Here is an 18887-nt window from a genome sequence, read left to right on the forward strand (position 1 = left end):
GAGGGTTCAGTGGGATCTGGCACCGGGCCATACCGAGGTGCACAGTCAAAAAAACGCCCCCAGCCGAAAAAATCAGGCTGGAGGCGACGCGTAGACCGCGAGACGGTTCAGGAATAAGGGGTTAAACGGCGATGCCCTTGCGGCATTGCAACTGCGCGGTGCGCACGCGGGAGAAAGCGCGGGCCAGGCGCAGGAGCATTTCGTCGATATTGCTCTTGCTCACGGTCAGCGCCGGCGTGAAGCGCAGGCAGTCGGGCTGCGGGGCGGTCAGGATCAAGCCTTCATGAAGTGCAGCTTTTACTACGGCGTCCGCAGAGTCATCCGACAGCGTCAGCCCCCACATCAGGCCGTGACCGCGCAGTTCGCCGTGATCGTAGCGATAAGCCAGGCGGGCCAGGCCTTCACCCAGGTAAGCACCCGACTCGCGCACATGTTCAAAGAAGCCGTTCTCCAACACAGTATCGAGGACCGCGACACCGGCCGACGCCATCAGCGCGTTGCCATGATGGGTGCCTTCCAGCTCCCCCACTTCAAAGCAACAGGCTTTGCCCCGCGCCAACAGCGCCGCCAACGGTACGCCGCCGCCCAGGCCTTTGCCGAGGGTAACGATGTCGGCCCGCACGCCGTATTGCTCTTGCGCGAGCAAGGTGCCGCAACGGCCGACGCCGGTTTGCACTTCGTCGAGGATCAGCAGAATCCCCAGCTCACGACACAGGCGCTCAACGCCTTTAAGGTAGTGATCGGTCGCCGGGATGACCCCGGCTTCACTCTGGATCGGCTCCAGCATGATGGCGACGGTGTGTGCATCGACCGCGGCGTGCAAGGCCGGCAGGTCGTTGAACGGCACATGGCTGAAACCCGGCAACTGCGGCTCAAAGCGGTTTTCCTGGGTGCTCGCCGAGGCCGACATCGCCGCAAAGCTGCGACCATGACAACCGTTGCTGGCACTGATGATTCGATACGCGCCACCGCGATACAATTGCCCCCATTTGCGCGCCAGCTTGATCGCCGCTTCGCAGGCTTCCGCGCCACTGTTGAGCAGGTACGCCTGGTCGCTGCCGGTGCGATGACACAAGCGCTCGACCAGAGTGAGTTGAGCGCGATTGTGCAGGGCATTGCCGGGGTTGATCAGGGATTGGGTCTGATCAGCCAGGGCCTTGATCAGGACCTGTGGGCTGTGGCCGAGGCTATTGGCGGCACTGCCCTGGCTGAAATCCAGGTAGGCACGGTCATCGCTGTCCCACAGCCAGGATGCCTGGCCACGTACAAAGACTTGTGGGGGGCGTGCCACGGTTGGCATCAGGCATTCGCCGGGGAGATCTTCATGGGGCGCGTCCAGGATCAGGTCATCCAGGCTCGCCGCGGGGCGACGCAAATTGAACAGGTTCACACTTTACCTCCCATGGCAACCACGCCTTGGTCGGTCCCACCGGCAAAACCCCACGAGAGGTTTTTTGCCTTGCCTATGCAAATACCATCAACATAAACGCTATTCATTGCCCGATCTGGCCCTGTAAGCCTTGTGGATAGGCGCTAGACTAGGCGTCTCGGCGGCTAACGGCCATTTCGATTTTCCAGCTTTTTCGATAAGAAAGACTTATGGATTTCAAGCAACTGCGTTATTTCGTCGCGGTATATGAAGAAGGCCACGTGGGCCGTGCCGCTGAACGCCTGTCGATCTCCCAACCGGCGCTGTCACAGCAGATTCGCCAACTGGAGCAGAACCTGGATGTCAGCCTGTTCGAGCGCAGCAGCAAGCGCCTGTTACCGACACTCGCCGCCCATACCTTGTACAACCACGCCCTGCCGTTGATCGACGGTATGCAGCAAGCCGTCGAAGCCTTGCGCAACTTCAAGGGCCAGGCACTGCGCACCTTGGCCATCGGCGTACTGCAAACCGTGCACACCAGCCTGGTGCCGCAGATGCTGGAGCGGGTGCGCAAGGCCCAACCCCACCTGGTGGTGCAGATCTACGAATTGACCGGGATTGAGATTGAACGGCGGCTGCTCAACGGCTCGCTGGACATCGGCATCAGTTACCTGCCGCCACGCCAGCCGGGCCTGCACGGTGTGCTGTTGTATGAAGATGAACTGAAAGTGGTGATCCCCGAGGATCACCCCCTGCGCGAATTCAAGAAGGTCTCGCTGAAACAGGCGGCCGAATTACCGATGTTGCTGCTGGGAGAAGAGTTTCAGGTTCGACAGATCTGGCAGGGCCAGTTGGCTAACCTCGGGCGGCGCCCGCAAGTGCAAGCGGAGCTCAATACCATGGTGGGGATTCTCGACAGCCTGCCCCATACCAAACTGGCGACCGTCTTGCCGGGCCGTTCCCAGGATGAACACAACAGCCAGTCGCTGCTGTGGAAGCCCTTGAGTGAACCCAGGGTGCCGCTGAAAGTGGGCCTGGTGTGCCGCGATGTGCAGCGTCAGCAGGCCACGATGGCGTTGCTGCGCACCTTGCTTGAAGACGTGATGAATGCCCCGCTGGCCCAGCCCTGAACTCAGCGCCCCTGACTTTTTCGCGGGCAAAAGAAAACCCCGCCGAAGCGGGGCTTTGCAGACTGTTTCCCTGACATCCATTTCACTCCGCCATCCTGGCAGAATCCTACGTGTCCGTGTTGTTGCTTTGCGCTTCCTGCGCGACGTCCATGTGAAGTAGATTATCCGTGGATCCAATTTGGCGATAGAGGACGAATAGCGGCACGTCATGTAAGAGAATGCTTACACGCCCTCAACCCCCTTAGAACAACGCTTCATCCAGCAAAAACAGCGATTCGCTACCGGCTTTTACAGACGCACTCAGTGAGTGAATCCGCGGCAACAGACGGGCAAAGTAGAACCGTGCAGTGCCCAGCTTGCTGGCGTAGAAGTCTTCCTGCGCCTCTTTGCCCAACGCGGCCTTGGCCATCAATGCCCACATATAGGCATAGGCCATGTATCCAAATGCATGCAGGTATTCCACCGAGGCCGCGCCGATTTCATTCGGGTTGGTCTTGGCGCGGTCCAGCACCCAGGCGGTCAGGTCGTCCAGGTTATCCACCGCCGCGTTCAGCGGCTTGGTGAACTCGGCCAACTCAGGGCCTGCGGTGGCGGTGAACTGGCGAATCTCATCGGCGAACAAGGTGTAGAACGCACCGCCGCTGCCGACGATCTTGCGCCCCATCAAGTCCAACGCCTGAATACCGTTGGTGCCTTCGTAGATCTGGGTGATACGCACATCGCGCACCAGTTGCTCCTGGCCCCATTCACGAATGTAGCCGTGGCCGCCAAACACTTGCTGGCCGAGCACGGCGGTTTCCAGGCCCAGGTCGGTGAGGAACGCCTTGGCGACGGGGGTCAACAACGCCACCAGGTTGTCGGCACGCTCGCGGGTGGCAGCGTCTTCACTGAACTTGGCGATGTCCAACTGCGTCGCCACGTAAGTGGAGAACGCACGGCCGCCTTCGTTCGAGGCTTTCATGGTCAGCAGCATACGGCGCACGTCGGGGTGCACGATGATCGGATCAGCCACCTTGTCCTTGGCCTGCGCCCCCAGGGGCGAACGGCTCTGCAAGCGGTCACGCGCATATTCGATCGCGTTCTGGTACGAGCGCTCGCCGGACGCCAGGCCCTGGATACCCACCCCCAGGCGCTCGTAGTTCATCATGGTGAACATCGCTGCCAACCCACGGTTAGGCTCGCCCACCAGGTAGCCGACCGCTTCGTCGAAGTTCATCACGCAGGTCGCCGACGCCTGGATACCCATCTTGTGTTCAATGGAACCGCAGCTCACCGGGTTACGCGCGCCCAGGCTGCCGTCGGCGTTCACCATGAACTTCGGCACCAGGAACAACGAAATGCCCTTGGGACCGGCCGGCGCATCCGGCAACTTGGCCAGCACCAGGTGGATGATGTTTTCCGTCAGGTCGTGTTCACCACCGGTGATAAAGATCTTGGTGCCGCTGACTTTGTAGGACCCATCCGATTGAGGCTCGGCCTTGGTCCGGATAATGCCCAGGTCGGTGCCGGCATGGGCCTCGGTCAGGCACATGGAACCGGCCCACTTGCCGGAGTACATATTCGGCAGGTAGGTCGCCTTGAGCGCCTCGCTGGCATGGGTGTTGATCGATACACAGGCGCCCGAGGTCAACATCGGGTACAGGCCGAACGCCAGGCTCGACGAGTTGATCATCTCTTCGACCTGGGCCGACACGGCCTTGGGCATGCCCATGCCACCGAAGATCGGGTCACCGCCGACACCGACCCAGCCACCTTCCGCGTAGGTTTTGTACGCCTGGGGGAAACCCTCCGGCGTGGTGACGACCGTGTCCGCCCAGTGGCAACCCTGTTCATCGCCACCACGGCTGAGCGGGGCGATGGATTTGGCGGTGACTTTGCCGGCCTCTTCAAGGATCGCCTCAACGGTTTCGGCATCTACGGTGTCTGCCAATGCCGGCAATTGGGCCCAAGTTTTGGCGACCTCAAAAACTTCGTTGAGGACGAAGCGCATATCACGCAGCGGCGCTTTGTAATCAGCCATGGCAAACCTCGTGAGAACGTGAAAAGTGATTCGATAGGATCGGTTTTACAGGCTCCGAGTGTACCCGAACAACTTTTCAGACACATAGGGTCCACTTGTGACTGATTGGTATTCTTAAGTCATCACAACGCAAATGCCTCCGCAGACAGACTCATCAGGCAGTCACTGCCGGCTTCCACGGCCGCCCGATGGGTCGCAGTACGTGGCAGCAAGCGCTTGAAATAGAAGTCGCAGGTGGCCAGCTTGGCTGTGGCGAAGTCGCTGTCGCCCTGTTCCAGCGCTGCAATCGCCATACGCAGCCACAGGTAGGCAAGGATGACGTAACCGCTGTACATCAGGTAATCCACCGCAGCGGCGCCCACTTCGTCAGGGTTTTTCATCGCGGCCATCCCGACCTGGGTGGTCAGCTCGCCCCATTCCTGGTTCAGTTGATTGAGCTGCAGCACATAGCCTTTGAGCTGCGCATGCTCGGCATTCACCGCGCAAAACTTATGCACAATCCTGGTAAAGCCGCGCAGCAGCTTGCCCTGGCTGCCCAACACCTTGCGCCCCAGCAGGTCGAGGGCCTGGATGCCGTTGGTGCCTTCATAGATCGGCGCAATCCGCGCATCGCGTGCCAGTTGCTCCATGCCCCACTCACGAATGTAGCCATGGCCGCCGAATACCTGCATGCCGTGGTTGGTCACCTCCAGCCCGGTATCGGTCATAAAGGCTTTGCAGATCGGCGTCAGGAACGCCAGCAGGTCTTCAGCCTCCTGGCGCTGGCCGGCGTCGCGGCTCAGGTGCGCGGTGTCGAGCAGTTGCGCGGTGAAATAGGTCAGCGCCCGGTTGCCCTCGTTGAACGCTTTCATGGTCAGCAACATACGGCGTACATCGGGGTGCACGATGATCGGGTCGGCGGCTTTTTCCGGCGCCTTGGCGCCGGTAAGCGAGCGCATTTGCAGGCGGTCGTTGGCGTACTTGATCGCGCCCTGGAAGCTCGCCTCGCCGTTACACAGGCCCTGCATGCCGGTCCCCAGGCGTGCATGGTTCATCATGGTGAACATGCAGTTGAGGCCCTTGTTCGCCTCGCCAATCAAAAAGCCCCGGGCGCCGTCAAAGTTCAGCACGCAGGTGGCCGAGCCCTTGATGCCCATCTTGTGCTCGATGGAGCCGCAATGCACGGCGTTGCGTTCACCGGAATCGGCATGAAACTTGGGCACGATAAAGAGGGAGATGCCCTTGGTGCCCGCTGGCGCATCCGGCAGCTTGGCCAGCACCAGGTGGATGATATTGGCGCTCATGTCGTGTTCACCGGCCGAGATGAAAATCTTGCTGCCGGTGACGGCGTAGCTGCCATCCGCCTGGGGCACGGCACGGGTCTTGATCAGGCCCAGGTCGGTACCGCAGTGGGCTTCGGTCAGGCACATGGTGCCGGTCCATTGGCCGGCGGTGAGTTTGCTCAGGTAGGTGGCTTTCTGTTCCTCGGTGCCATGGGCGTGGATCGCCGACATCGCGCCGTGGGTCAGCCCCGGGTACATACCCCAGGAGGTGTTACTGGAGCCGATCATTTCGCTCAGCACCAGGCCCAGGGATTGCGGCAAGCCTTGGCCTCCGTAGGCGGGGTCTGCCGCCACGCCGTGCCAGCCACCTTCCACGTACTGGGCGAAGGCTTCCTTGAAACCTTTGGGCGTGGTCACCACGCCATTATCGAAATGGCAGCCTTCTTCATCGCCACTGCGATTGAGCGGTGCCAGCACGTTCTCGCAAAATTTCGCACCTTCTTCGAGGATCGCACTGACCATGTCCGGGCTGGCGTCCGTCGCGCCCAGCGCGGCGTAGTGGCCGTGGAAGTCGAACACGTGGTCGATCAGAAAGCGCATGTCGCGCAGGGGAGCTTTGTACTCAGGCATGGCAATGTCTCCGGCAGCAGATGATTTCAACCTACTGCCGGCCAGCGCCCCGGACAATCACTGTAGAGCCGCTGAATACACCACCATCACTCAACCGGCAGCGCTCTCCATGCGCACAGCGCCGCGGCGGGTTTGCCCGGCCGCGACCACGCAATTACGCCCGGCGCCCTTGGCGGCGTAGAGCGCCTGGTCGGCGGACTTGAGCACCTCTTCGGGCGTGCGCTGCTCAGCCTGGCGCTCGGCCACGCCGATGCTGACGGTCACCGAGACACTTGAGGCGCCACTCCCCGCCCGGCGTTGACGGCCCTGCTGATCGTCCTGGGGCCGGTCTGAGTGGCGCAACTTGATGTCGTAGTCGGCGATGATCTCGCGAATTTCCTCCAGGTGCGGCATGCACTCGTCCAGGGTCTTGCCGGCAAATACCACGGCGAACTCTTCACCGCCGTAACGGTAGGCACGCCCACCCCCATTGACCTTGGACAGTTTGCTCGCCACCAGGCGCAGCACTTGGTCCCCCACATCGTGGCCATGGGTGTCGTTGAAACGCTTGAAGTGGTCGACGTCGCTCATGGCCAGCACATAGTTGCGCCCCAGCCGCTGCATGCGCTCGTTGAGGGCACGACGCCCCGGCAGGCCGGTCAGCTCGTCACGGAAGGCCATTTGATAGGCCTCGTGGGCGACACCGGCAGCGATCATCAGCATCACTTGGCTGCACATGATGTTCAGGGTAAACGGCAGGATAAATGTCTGCGGCAGCATCCAGAACATCCCCAGCAGCCCGACCATCTGCGCCGCATGCAGCGGCCGCGGCTGGTACCAGTACTGCGCCGCCAGGGTCAGGAAACCAATCAGGAACATCGGGTACGACAGCTGGATCAGGCTCATCCAGGTGCCATGCAACGCCGGCCAGCGAATTTCGGCCAACCAGTTGAGCAGCGCCTGGGGATAACTTTGCTCAAGAGCCAGGGCCACGCTGCCTACCGCCAGCAACACAGCGCCACGTGCGACAAAGTCGCGGAACAGGTGGGTCTTTTCTTGCCACAGGGCATAGACGCTGAACAACACGGGCAACAGCAGGCAACACAGGTGGAACACCACCGCCGCGTCTTCGCGAACCCGGCCATTGTCTCGGTAGAAATCGGTCTGGGTGTCGAGCAGGAAGTAGACGATGTACACCGTGATCATCAGGAACAGTTCACGCTGGCGCCGATAGACCGCGCAATACGATCCGCCGAGCAACAGCACCAGGGTCGGCAACACGTTGAACAGCGAAGTGAAGAAGACGTTGAGGTCCTTGACGTACGCAGCCGAGAGCCCGGCCAGCAATAGCAGCAACGAAGGAAAGAAATGACTGAAACGTACTGCGGACACGCGTGACAAGGGTAAAACTCCGACCCGCAAAAAAGATGGCACAGTGCCTTCACGCGAACAGTTAAGCACAACCTGCCCGACATGTATCACATTGCCATCACTGTAACGGCAGCTCGACGCAATCCCTGAGCGCAACGCTGCGTTTTTTATCGTCGAAAAAAAACCGCCGCTCCCGAAGGAAGCGGCGGCCCTGAAGTGAACCCGGTAAGGCTTAGTAAGCCAGGCCGAAGTCCTCTTCTTTCATGTCCATCAGGTTGTTGGCGCCCGACAGCATGGTGGCTACGTGGGTGCGGGTGCGCGGCAGGATGCGTTGGAAGTAGAAGCGCGCGGTCTGCAGCTTGGCGGTGTAGAACGCTGCCTCGCTGGTACCGGCAGCCAGTTTCTCGGCGGCCAGGCGGGCCATGTCGGCCCAGAAGTACGCCAGGCACGCGTAACCGGAGTACATCAGGTAGTCCACCGAAGCAGCACCGACCTCTTCACGGTCTTTCATCGCCGCCATGCCGACCTTCATGGTCAACTCGCCCCACTCTTTGTTCAGCGCAGCCAGTGGCGTTACGAATTCCTTGACGGCTTCGTTGCCTTCGTTGGCCTGGCAGAACTTGTGGACGATCTTGGTGAAGCCTTTAAGTGCTTCGCCCTGGGTCATCAGCACTTTACGGCCGAGCAGGTCCAGCGCCTGGATACCGGTAGTGCCTTCGTACAGCATCGAAATGCGGCTGTCGCGAACGTTCTGCTCCATGCCCCACTCGGCGATAAAGCCGTGGCCGCCGTAGATTTGCACACCGTGGTTAGCCGATTCAAAACCGACTTCGGTCATGAACGCCTTGGCGATCGGGGTCATGAACGCCAGCAGGCCATCGGCCTGTTTCTTGGCTTCGTCGTCGGTGCCGTACTTGACGATGTCCACTTGCTTGGCGGTGAAGTACACCATCGCACGGTTGCCTTCAGCGAAGGCTTTCATGGTCAGCAGCATGCGGCGCACGTCAGGGTGCACGATGATGGGGTCGGCCGCCTTGTCCGGCGCTTTCGGGCCTGTCAGGGAACGCATTTGCAGGCGATCACGAGCGTATTTCAGGCCGCCCTGGAAACCGATCTCGGCGTGGGCCAGGCCTTGCAGCGCGGTGCCCAGGCGAGCGGTGTTCATAAAGGTGAACATGCAGTTCAGGCCTTTGTTCGCCGGGCCGATCAGGAAACCGGTGGCCGCGTCGAAGTTCATCACGCAGGTGGCGTTACCGTGGATGCCCATCTTGTGTTCCAGGGAACCACAGGTCACGGCGTTGCGTGCACCGATCGAGCCATCGGCGTTGGGCAGGAACTTGGGCACAATAAACAGCGAGATGCCTTTGGTGCCCGCCGGTGCATCCGGCAGGCGGGCCAGTACGATGTGGACGATGTTATCGGCCATGTCGTGCTCACCGGCCGAGATGAAGATCTTGGTGCCGGAGACTTTGTAGGAACCGTCGGCCTGAGGTTCGGCCTTGGTACGCAGCATGCCCAGGTCGGTACCACAGTGAGGCTCGGTCAGGCACATGGTGCCGGTCCATTCGCCCGATACCAGTTTGGTCAGGTAGGCGTCCTGTTGCTCGGGGGTGCCGTGCTCGGAAATGGTGTTCATCGCACCATGGGACAGGCCGGGGTACATGCCCCACGACCAGTTGGCTTCACCGACCATTTCGCTGACAGCCAGGCCCAGGGATTCCGGCAGGCCTTGGCCACCATGCGCCACGTCGTGGGCCAGGCTTGGCCAGCCGCCTTCGACGAACTGTTTGTAGGCTTCTTTGAAACCAGCAGGGGTCTTAACGCCTGACTCGCTCCAGGTGCACCCTTCGATGTCACCCACGCGGTTCAACGGTGCCAGCACTTGCTCACAGAACTTGGCGCCTTCTTCGAGAATGGCGTCAACCATGTCCGGGGTAGCGTCCTGGCAAGCCGGCAGGCTCTGATAGTGCGCTTCATAACCAAGCAGTTCGTCACGAACGAAGCGAATATCACGCAAGGGGGCCTTGTAGTCAGGCATAGCGATAAACCTCTGCTGATGTATCTGGAATGAACAACCGCGTGGATTTGTTATGGCGGTCAAACAGGTGTTTGAAACATACGTTTACGACCTGGGGTTGTCAAGCGTCCACCCGACACCGTTTGTCCTGATGCAGGTTATGGGCAGACACGGCCACGCCTGCGGCGGGATGCCACATCAGAAGGATATGCAGAAAATTCAGAGGGAAGGCATGTGGCAATGCGGGGCTTGTTGTGGCGAGCGGGCTTGCCCCGCGTTGGGCTGCGCAGCAGCCCCAAAACCAACCACCCAGGTAATACCTGATACACCGCATTCAGATTTATTGGGGCCGCTTCGCAGCCCAACGCGGGGCAAGCCCGCTCGCCACAACAAGCCCGCTCGCCACGAGGGCCCGCGCTTAGAGGGGGTCAGGGATTAAGCGAAGGTATCGATCAACGTGCCGAGCATTTCGTCCGAAGCCTTGGCGACTTTCGCGCCGAGCTCCACTTGAAACTTGCCTTGCGCCATTTCCACCATGTTGCTCGCCGAATTGGACGGCTGGGCGCGGGCGTTGGCACGTAGAAGGTCTACCTGCGCATCCGAGGGCTGGGTTGTCGCGGCGCTGGCAATCTTGCCGGCGGCCTGGTCGACACGGCTTTGCCCGGCCTGAATGGTGCTCAAGCCCGAATAAAACGCACTGCTGCCAGAGATTTCCATGGCGTGGCCCTGCTAAGAGAATCGTGAAGTTGAATTGAAGCAGAGATCCTGTCAAAAGGCCCGTCAAAAACGCTAATGGCATAATGCCTTATCGATAGCCAAAATCAGTCAAGCAGGTCCAGTTGCAGGTGCTCGGCCACCGCCTCAGCACTGGCGTGCTTGAGTTTCGGCACCCGGCCCAGGCAAGGAGCGGGCAAGCGCTCGGCCAGGGTGGCGAGGTTTTCTTCCAGACGAGAGGTCTTGGGGTCGATGATATTCGCCACCCAGCCCGCCAGGGGCAAACCGTCCCTTGCGATAGCTTCGGCAGTCAACAACGCATGGCTGATGCACCCCAGGCGCACGCCCACCACCAGGATCACCGGTAACTTGAGCGCCATGGCCAGGTCCGACAGGTTGTCCTGATCAGCCAATGGCACGCGCCAGCCGCCCGCGCCTTCGATCAAGGTGAAATCTGCTTGCCGTGCCAGGACCTGCTGCATGGGTTTGAGCAGCGACTGCACCGTCAGCGCCACACCCGCCTCTCGCGCGGCCAAATGGGGGGCAATGGCCGGTTCGAACGCCACCGGGTTGACCTCGGCATACGTCAGCGGTAATGAACACTCAGCAAGCAGCGCCAGGGCGTCAGCGTTGCGCAAGCCCTTGGGCGTGACCTGGCAACCGGAAGCAACCGGTTTGCCGGCGGCGGTGCTTTTGCCAGCCTGGCGCGCCGCGCGCAGCAGGCCGGCAGCGACGGTGGTCTTGCCGACATCGGTGTCGGTACCAGTGATGAAATAAGCGGCGCTCATAAAGGTTTCTCCAGTACGGCGTACACCACTTGGTAAGTCGCCGGCAGGCCCTGGGCCCGACGGAACCGCTCATAAGCGTTCACCAGTGCAACAATCCGCGCACGCCCCGTCAACCCTCCCGGTCGCCCAGGGTTGAGATTGTGCGCCCCCAGCGCCTTCAATTCATGGGTCAGGCTGCGCACATCCGGGTAGTGCAGCACATGGGGTTGACGCTCCAGGCTGATCACACGCAAGCCACTGGCCGCGCACAACTGCTGGTAAGCCTCGAAGGTCCGGAAGCGATTGACGTGCACCAGGCCATCCGCTGCCCGCCAGCTTTCGCGCAACTCATCCAGGGTGCCCACGCACAAGCTTGCGAACGCCAGCACGCCACCGGGCTGCAGCACTCGATACGCCTCGTTGAGCACCGCCGCGAAGTCCGCACACCATTGCACCGCCAGGCTGGAGAAGATCAGCCCGCAACCGCCATCCCGCAATGGCAGGCGCTCGGCATCGCCGGCGATGAAATGCTCGGCGCCCCCCAGAGGCCGTGCATGGTTGAGCATGCCTTCGGCAATATCCAGCGCCACGCCGTGGCTGGCGGGCCACATGCCGCCCAGCACCCGGCTGAAATACCCCGTGCCACAGCCCATATCCAGCCAGCGTTGCGGCGCCCCGGCAGACGGTAAGCGGGCCAGCAGTTCATGCCCCACCGCCCGCTGCAACTCGGCGACACTGTCGTAACTGGCCGCCGCACGGGAAAACGAGGCCGCTACCTGACGCTTGTCCGGCAAGGCGCCTGGCAGGGGAGGATGGGATAAATCAGTCATCAACGCACTCATGCAAAAAAGCCTGGATAGCCCCCGCCACGCCGTGGGGGTCTTCCAGAAGAAAAGCGTGACCGGCCTGTTCAATCAGGCCGATTTCCACATCGGGGAGCAACGCCAGCAGATCACTGGCGGCTTCGGCCGGCACCAGCCCGTCCAGGCCGGCAAACAGGTGCAACTGGGGGCCGCGAAACGCTTGCAGGGCGGCGCGGGTATCGAGTTGGGCCAGCAACTCAAGGCCTGGCATCAACACGCTGGCGGGTGAATTCGGCGCACCGCTGACCAGTAATCGCGAAAGCCCGCGTGGGTCCTCGGCACCCTTGGCGCACAACAGGCCAAAACGCTTGAGCGTGACTTGGGAATCGGCGTGGCAGCCCGCCAAAAAAGCATCGAAGGTCTCGCCGGGCATCGCATTCGGCCAGCCATCGTGGGCGACGAAACACGGGTTGCTCGCCAGGGTCAGCAGGCCGCAACAGCGCTCGCCACGCCTTGCAGCCAGCTCGGAAGCGAGCATACCGCCCAGCGACCAACCGCCCAGCCAGGCGTTGTCCGGCAGCGTGGCGTCGAGTTCGTCGAGCCACTCCTCCAGGTCGCAGGAATCCAACGCCGGCAACGGCTCGATCTGCACCTGCAAGTGTTCGTCCAGCCCACGCAGGGCGGCGGCCAACGGCTCCAGAGGGGACACGCCGAGGCCCCAGCCGGGCAACAGAATCAGTCGATCACGCATGGTCGGGCTCCGTGGCACCCAGCAAGCGGAAACACGCCTCCAACGCATTTAACAATAGCTGCACCTGCGCCTCGCTGTGGGCGGCCGTCAATGTCACACGCAACCGCGCGCTGCCGGCAGGCACGGTGGGTGGGCGGATCGCGGTGACCATCAGGCCACGCTCGCGCAGCATCTGCGACAGGCGCACGGCCTTGGCACTGTCGCCGATCAGGATCGGCTGGATCGGTGTAAAGCTGTCCATCAAGTCCAGCCCGAGCTGCTCGGCGCCCTGGCGGAACTGGCGGATCAGGCGATTAAGGTGCTCGCGTCGCCAATGCTCGGTGCGCAGCAATTCCAGGCTTTTGAGGGTGGCGCAAGCCAGCGCCGGTGGCTGGCTGGTGGTGTAGATATACGGCCGGGCAAACTGGATCAGGCTTTCGATCAGCTCCTCGCTGCCCGCCACAAACGCCCCGGCGGTGCCGAACGCTTTGCCCAGGGTACCGACCAGCACCGGCACGTCGTCCTGGCTCAAGCCGAAATGCTCGACGATCCCGCCACCGTTGGCACCCAACGGGCCAAAGCCATGGGCGTCATCCACCATCAACCAGGCGCCCTTGGCTCGCGCTTCACGGGCCAGCGCTGGCAGGTCGGCCAGGTCGCCATCCATGCTGAACACGCCGTCGGTGACCACCAGGGTGTTGCCGCTGGCTTTCTCCAGGCGCTTGGCCAGGCTGGCGGCGTCGTTGTGCAGGTAGCGATTGAAGCGCGCGCCGGACAGCAGGCCAGCGTCCAGCAACGAAGCATGGTTGAGGCGGTCTTCCAGCACGGTATCGCCCTGCCCCACCAGCGCGGTGACTGCACCGAGGTTGGCCATGTAGCCGGTGGTAAACAGCAATGCCCGCGGGCGACCGGTGAGGTCGGCCAGGGCTTCTTCCAGCTCATGGTGCGGCGTGGCATGGCCCACCACCAAGTGCGAAGCGCCGCCGCCCACGCCCCAACGGGACGCCCCGGCGCGCCAGGCCTCGATCACCTGCGGGTGATTGGCAAGGCCCAGGTAATCGTTATTGCAGAACGCCAGGAGGGGTTGGCCGTCGACCACCACTTCCGGGCCTTGAGGGCTCTGGAGCAGCGGGCGTTGCCGGTAAAGGTGTTCGGCACGGCGGGCAGCGAGGCGCGCGGAGAGATCAAAAGACATGCAGGCCTCGGACTGGCAGGTTCAACTCGATCAGAACAGGTGGGAGGGGGCTCGCCCCCGATAGCAATTCGTCAGTTGAAACCTAGGTCGACTGACACGCCGCAATCGGGGGCAAGCCCCCTCCCACCGTTGTTCTGTATTTCAATCAAACAACGGCGTTATAGAACTGCTCGCTGCTCTTTTGCTCCACCAGCGCCTGTTCAATCGCCGCCTGATGCACTTCATCGGCATGCTCTTCGCGGGCTTCAGGCTGGATGCCCAGGCGCGCGAACAGTTGCATGTCCTTGTCAGCCTGCGGGTTGGCGGTGGTCAGCAGCTTGTCGCCGTAGAAAATCGAGTTGGCGCCGGCAAAGAAGGCCAGGGCCTGCATCTGCTCATTCATCGCTTCACGGCCGGCCGAAAGACGCACATGGGATTGCGGCATCAGGATGCGCGCTACCGCCAGCATGCGGATGAAATCGAACGGGTCGATGTCCTCGGCGTTTTCCAACGGCGTGCCGGCGACTTTTACCAGCATGTTGATCGGCACCGACTCCGGGTGCTCGGGCAGGTTGGCCAGCTGGATCAGCAGGTTGGCGCGGTCGTCGAGGGACTCGCCCATGCCGAGGATGCCGCCGGAGCAGATCTTCATTCCCGAGTCCCGCACGTAGGCCAGGGTTTGCAGGCGCTCGGCGTAGGTGCGGGTGGTGATGATCGAGCCGTAGAACTCCGGCGAGGTGTCGAGGTTGTGGTTGTAGTAGTCCAGGCCGGCCTGGGCCAGCGCTTGGGTCTGGTCCTGGTCGAGGCGGCCGAGGGTCATGCAGGTTTCCAGGCCCATGGCCTTCACGCCCTTGACCATCTCCAGCACGTAGGGCATGTCTTTGGCCGACGGGTGTTTCCATGCAGCGCCCATGCAGAAGCGCGTCGAGCCGATGGCTTTGGCGCGGGCAGCCTCTTCGAGGACCTTCTGCACTTCCAGCAGCTTTTCTTTTTCGAGGCCCGTGTTGTAGTGGCCCGACTGCGGACAATATTTGCAATCTTCCGGGCAGGCACCGGTCTTGATCGACAGCAACGTCGACACCTGCACACGGTTGGCATCGAAATGCGCGCGGTGCACGGTCTGCGCCTGGAACAACAGGTCATTGAACGGCTGCACGAACAGGGCTTTGACTTCGGCTAAGGACCAATCGTGACGCAGGGTTGCAGTGGTGCTGGCGCTCATGGGCGATTCCTTGATTATGCTTGGGCTTTCGCTGTGGGAAGGGCAATACCCACAGGCACGACACGGATGCTCGGCATATTTAAGGAAGAATCATGCACTGTCAACCGAGACACAAACGCCAGGTTTACATCTGGTTAAAAAACACACAAACCTGTTTAATCTGCGATGAGGCGACCGAAAGCGTCGATTGCGTGTGCAACGTCTGCGAAACCGAGCTGCCGTGGCTGATGGAACAGTGCGAAGTGTGCGCCCTGCCCTTGCCGATGGAGGGTCTGGTCTGCGGCCAATGCCAAAAATACCCGCCGGCCTTTAAACAGGTGGTCGCCCCCTGGTCCTACAGTTTCCCGGTCGACACCCTCATCAGCCGCTTCAAGCACCAGGCTCGCTGGCCGCTCGGGCATCTGCTGGGGCGTTTGCTTGCGCGCTACCTGCAACATCGCTTCGAGCAGGCCGACCTCAGCCGCCCGGACTGCCTGCTGCCCGTGCCCCTGGCCCGCAAGCGCCTGCGCGAACGTGGCTATAACCAGGCACTGATGCTGGCTCGCTGGCTCAGCGCCGAGCTGGACCTCGAATACGATGAGCACCTGTTGTTACGTCCCCATGAAACCGTGGCGCAACAAACCCTCGACGCCAAGGCTCGCAGGCGCAACCTGCTCAGCGCCTTTGCCCTGGCACCCGGCGCCCAGGTGCAGGGCCGTCACCTGGCGCTGGTGGACGATGTGCTCACCACCGGCGCCACCGCCCACAGCCTGGCGCAACTGTTGATGGAGGCCGGCGCGCGGCAGGTCGATGTGTACTGCCTGGCCCGCACGCCCAAACCGGGCGCCTGACTTGACTCCCGGGCGCCAGGGCGGCAACGTCCCTGCATCTCATCGAAGCGTATTCCCATGTCCCTGCCCACTTCCCTCAGCCAACACATGATCCGCCGCCCCCAGCGCATCGCCTTGCTGGGCCACATTGCCGAGCAGGGCTCCATCACCCGCGCCGCCAAAAGCGCCGGCCTGAGTTACAAGGCCGCCTGGGACGCGATCGATGAACTAAACAACCTGGCGCAAAAGCCGCTGGTGGAACGCAGTGTCGGCGGCAAGGGCGGCGGCGGCGCCAAGCTGACAGCCGAAGGTGAGCGTGTACTGCGCCTCTACCAACGCCTGCAAGTGTTGCAGGCCGAGGTCTTGGGGTCGGCCGAAGCCGCCAGCGATTTCAACCTGCTGGGCCGCTTGATGCTGCGCACCAGCGCCCGCAACCAATTGCATGGCCAGGTCATCGGCATCGACAGCCATGGCCGTAATGACCTGGTCCACCTGCAACTGGCCGGCGGCCTGAGTTTGCATGCGCAGATCACTCACGACAGCACGCAACGACTGGAGCTGGAGAACGGCGTGGAAGTGGTCGCGCTGATCAAGGCCGGCTGGCTCGAATTGCTCGCCGCCGGGGCGCCAGCAACACCCGGACACAATTATATGAGCGGTACCGTCGACGCGATTCTCGCCGCCGAGGACGGCCCCAGCGAAGTGCGCATCGCCCTGCCCAGCGGCCAGGTTTTATGCGCCCTGGCGCAGCCTGACGCCCTTAAGGCGCTGGGCACTGCCGTAGGCAAAACCGTCCAAGTGCAATTCGCACCGAGCAATGTACTGCTGGGGACGCCGGTCTAGGCGCGCGTCCTGCTGCGCCCACCTTCAAACTGCAACAATTTCGTCACGCCCGCTCCTTATGGTGTCTGCAAAAACCGCAGGGAGCCTGACATGAGCCTATTAGAAGAAAACCAAGCCACCGACCTCGAACAGATGGTTGGCCTGACCCGCCGTCGCTTTATCGGCGCCGGAGCCCTGTGCGGTGCCGCGATGTTCCTCGGCGGCAACCTGCTGACCCGCAGCGCACTCGCCGTCAACGCCGCCTCCGCCAGCCCGTTGTTGGGCTTTGCCAGCATCGCCGCCGCCACCAGCGACGCCATCAGCCTGCCACCCGGCTATACCGCCTCGGTGCTGATCAGCTGGGGCCAGCCGCTGCACAAGAACGCACCGGCCTTCGACCCGTCCGGCAACGGCACGGCCAAGGCCCAGGAGCAGCAGTTCGGTGACAACAACGACGGCATGAGCCTGTTCGCCTTCCCCGGCGATGACAACCGCGCGCTGTTGGCGATCAACAATGAATACACCAACTACCGCTACCTCTTCGCCCACGGCGGCGCGCCGCAATCGGCCGAAGACGTGCACAAGGCCCAGGCCAGCGAAGGTGTGTCAGTGATCGAAGTGCGGCGCCAGGGCGACACCTGGCAGTTCGTCCAGGACTCGCGTTACAACCGGCGTATCCACGGCAATTCGCCGATCCGCCTGAGCGGCCCCGCCGCTGGCCACGAATGGTTGAAAACCAGCGCCGACAAGTCCGGCAAAAAAGTCCTCGGCACTTTCCAGAACTGCGCCAACGGCAAGACCCCATGGGGCACTTACCTGACGTGCGAAGAAAACTTCACCGACTGCTTTGGCAGCAGCAACCCCCAGCAAGCGTTCGATGCCGGGCAGAAACGCTATGGCGTGGTGGCCGCCAGCAAAGAGATCAACTGGCACTTGCACGACCCGCGCTTCGACATGGCCAAGAACCCCAATGAACTCAACCGCCACGGCTGGGTCGTGGAAATCGACCCGTTCGACCCGCAATCCACCCCGGCCAAACGCACCGCCCTCGGCCGTTTCAAGCACGAGAACGCCGCACTGGCGCAAACCCGCGACGGCCGCGCGGTGGTGTACATGGGCGACGACGAACGCGGCGAATTTATCTACAAGTTCGTCAGCCGCGACAAGATCAACCACAAGAACCCCAAGGCCAACAAAGACCTGCTCGACCACGGCACCTTGTACGTGGCCATCTTCGATGCGGGCGACGGCAACGCCGATCATCCCAAGGGTAAAGGGCAATGGGTCGAGCTGACCCATGGCAAAAACGGCATCGACGCCAGCACCGGTTTTGCCAGCCAGGCCGAAGTGCTGATCCACGCACGCCTGGCCGCCAGCGTGGTGAAAGCCACGCGCATGGACCGCCCGGAATGGATCGTGGTCAGCCCCACTGACGGCCAGGTTTATTGCACCCTGACCAACAACGCCAAGCGGGGCGAAGACGGCCAGCCAGTGGGCGGCCCTAACCCGCGCGAGAAAAACGTCTACGGCCAGATCCTGCGTTGGAAGGCCAACGCCGATGACCACGGTGCCCCGGACTTTACCTGGGACCTGTTTGTGGTCGCCGGCAACCCAGGCGTACACGCCGGCACACCCAAAGGCGGCTCGTCCAATATCAACCCGCAAAACATGTTCAACAGTCCCGATGGCCTGGGTTTCGACAAGGCCGGGCGCCTGTGGATTCTCACCGACGGCGACTACAGCAACGGCGGCGACTTCGCCGGCATGGGCAACAACCAGATGCTCTGCGCCGACCCGAGCACCGGAGAAATTCGCCGCTTCATGGTGGGGCCGGTGGCCTGTGAAGTGACGGGGATCAGCTTTTCGCCGGATCAGAAGACCCTGTTTGTGGGGATTCAGCATCCAGGTGAAACCGGCGGTTCGACTTGGCCGGAGCACCTGCCCAATGGCAAGCCGCGATCGTCGGTGATGGCGATTCGGCGGGAAGACGGCGGGGTTGTCGGCGCCTGACACGCCGCTATCGGGGGCAAGCCCCCTCCCACAGTTGACCGCGTTTAACCTGTAGGAA

The 18887-nt window shown here is 62.1% G+C and carries 15 protein-coding genes; 4 read left to right on the top strand and 11 right to left on the bottom strand.

Annotated features, from left to right (window positions below):
* Window positions 1–121 precede the first annotated feature (121 nt).
* Window positions 122–1390 (bottom strand): aspartate aminotransferase family protein, encoded by a 1269-nt coding sequence (locus tag AB7933_RS30675; RefSeq protein ID WP_024077744.1) that lies wholly within the window; start codon window positions 1388–1390, stop codon window positions 122–124.
* A 209-nt stretch (window positions 1391–1599) separates the two neighbouring features.
* Between AB7933_RS30675 and AB7933_RS30680 the strand changes: the two genes are divergently transcribed.
* On the top strand, window positions 1600–2499 hold the full coding sequence (locus AB7933_RS30680) for a LysR family transcriptional regulator (RefSeq protein WP_024077745.1): 900 nt from the start codon (window positions 1600–1602) through the stop codon (window positions 2497–2499).
* Window positions 2500–2740: 241 nt separating this feature from the next.
* On the opposite strand, the gene AB7933_RS30685 is transcribed toward AB7933_RS30680, so the two are convergent.
* From AB7933_RS30685 to bioB, 10 genes are all read right to left on the bottom strand, one after another.
* Window positions 2741–4519 carry an acyl-CoA dehydrogenase C-terminal domain-containing protein gene (locus tag AB7933_RS30685; protein ID WP_024077746.1) on the bottom strand — a complete coding sequence of 593 codons (1779 nt, stop codon included), beginning with the start codon at window positions 4517–4519 and terminating at the stop codon, window positions 2741–2743.
* Window positions 4520–4641: 122 nt separating this feature from the next.
* Complete coding sequence (locus tag AB7933_RS30690; protein WP_024077747.1) at window positions 4642–6411, bottom strand: acyl-CoA dehydrogenase C-terminal domain-containing protein; 1770 nt, start codon at window positions 6409–6411, stop codon at window positions 4642–4644.
* A gap of 90 nt (window positions 6412–6501) precedes the next feature.
* A complete protein-coding gene (locus AB7933_RS30695) occupies window positions 6502–7791 on the bottom strand; it encodes a GGDEF domain-containing protein (RefSeq protein ID WP_041161035.1) in 1290 nt (429 codons plus the stop codon).
* A 202-nt stretch (window positions 7792–7993) separates the two neighbouring features.
* The gene (locus AB7933_RS30700; protein ID WP_024077749.1) at window positions 7994–9799 is read right to left on the bottom strand and encodes a phenylacyl-CoA dehydrogenase; all 1806 of its coding nucleotides are present in this window, start codon (window positions 9797–9799) and stop codon (window positions 7994–7996) included.
* Window positions 9800–10213: 414 nt separating this feature from the next.
* Complete coding sequence (locus AB7933_RS30705) at window positions 10214–10495, bottom strand: hypothetical protein (RefSeq protein WP_024077750.1); 282 nt, start codon at window positions 10493–10495, stop codon at window positions 10214–10216.
* Window positions 10496–10599: 104 nt separating this feature from the next.
* On the bottom strand, window positions 10600–11280 hold the full coding sequence (gene bioD / locus AB7933_RS30710; RefSeq protein ID WP_024077751.1) for a dethiobiotin synthase: 681 nt from the start codon (window positions 11278–11280) through the stop codon (window positions 10600–10602).
* Window positions 11277–12089, bottom strand: a complete 813-nt coding sequence (bioC, locus tag AB7933_RS30715; RefSeq protein ID WP_024077752.1) for a malonyl-ACP O-methyltransferase BioC — start codon at window positions 12087–12089, stop codon at window positions 11277–11279. The genes bioD and bioC overlap by 4 nt, the downstream gene beginning before the upstream one ends.
* On the bottom strand, window positions 12082–12813 hold the full coding sequence (locus tag AB7933_RS30720; RefSeq protein WP_024077753.1) for an alpha/beta fold hydrolase: 732 nt from the start codon (window positions 12811–12813) through the stop codon (window positions 12082–12084). Before AB7933_RS30720 ends, bioC begins: the two co-directional genes overlap by 8 nt.
* On the bottom strand, window positions 12806–13987 hold the full coding sequence (bioF, locus tag AB7933_RS30725) for an 8-amino-7-oxononanoate synthase (RefSeq protein ID WP_024077754.1): 1182 nt from the start codon (window positions 13985–13987) through the stop codon (window positions 12806–12808). Before bioF ends, AB7933_RS30720 begins: the two co-directional genes overlap by 8 nt.
* Window positions 13988–14132: 145 nt before the next feature.
* A complete protein-coding gene (gene bioB / locus AB7933_RS30730; RefSeq protein WP_024077755.1) occupies window positions 14133–15188 on the bottom strand; it encodes a biotin synthase BioB in 1056 nt (351 codons plus the stop codon).
* Between the two features lie 92 nt (window positions 15189–15280).
* Here bioB and AB7933_RS30735 point away from each other — a divergent pair, with 92 nt between their 5' ends.
* From AB7933_RS30735 to AB7933_RS30745, 3 genes are all read left to right on the top strand, one after another.
* Entirely contained in the window at window positions 15281–16018 is a 738-nt protein-coding gene (locus AB7933_RS30735) for a ComF family protein (protein ID WP_024077756.1), read from the top strand.
* Between the two features lie 57 nt (window positions 16019–16075).
* Window positions 16076–16840 carry a TOBE domain-containing protein gene (locus AB7933_RS30740; RefSeq protein WP_093235435.1) on the top strand — a complete coding sequence of 255 codons (765 nt, stop codon included), beginning with the start codon at window positions 16076–16078 and terminating at the stop codon, window positions 16838–16840.
* Between the two features lie 90 nt (window positions 16841–16930).
* Entirely contained in the window at window positions 16931–18829 is a 1899-nt protein-coding gene (locus tag AB7933_RS30745; protein WP_024077758.1) for a PhoX family protein, read from the top strand.
* The last annotated feature ends 58 nt before the right edge of the window (window positions 18830–18887 follow it).

Origin of the sequence: Pseudomonas gorinensis, assembly GCF_042015035.1 — a bacterium.
Lineage (GTDB): Bacteria > Pseudomonadota > Gammaproteobacteria > Pseudomonadales > Pseudomonadaceae > Aquipseudomonas > Aquipseudomonas gorinensis.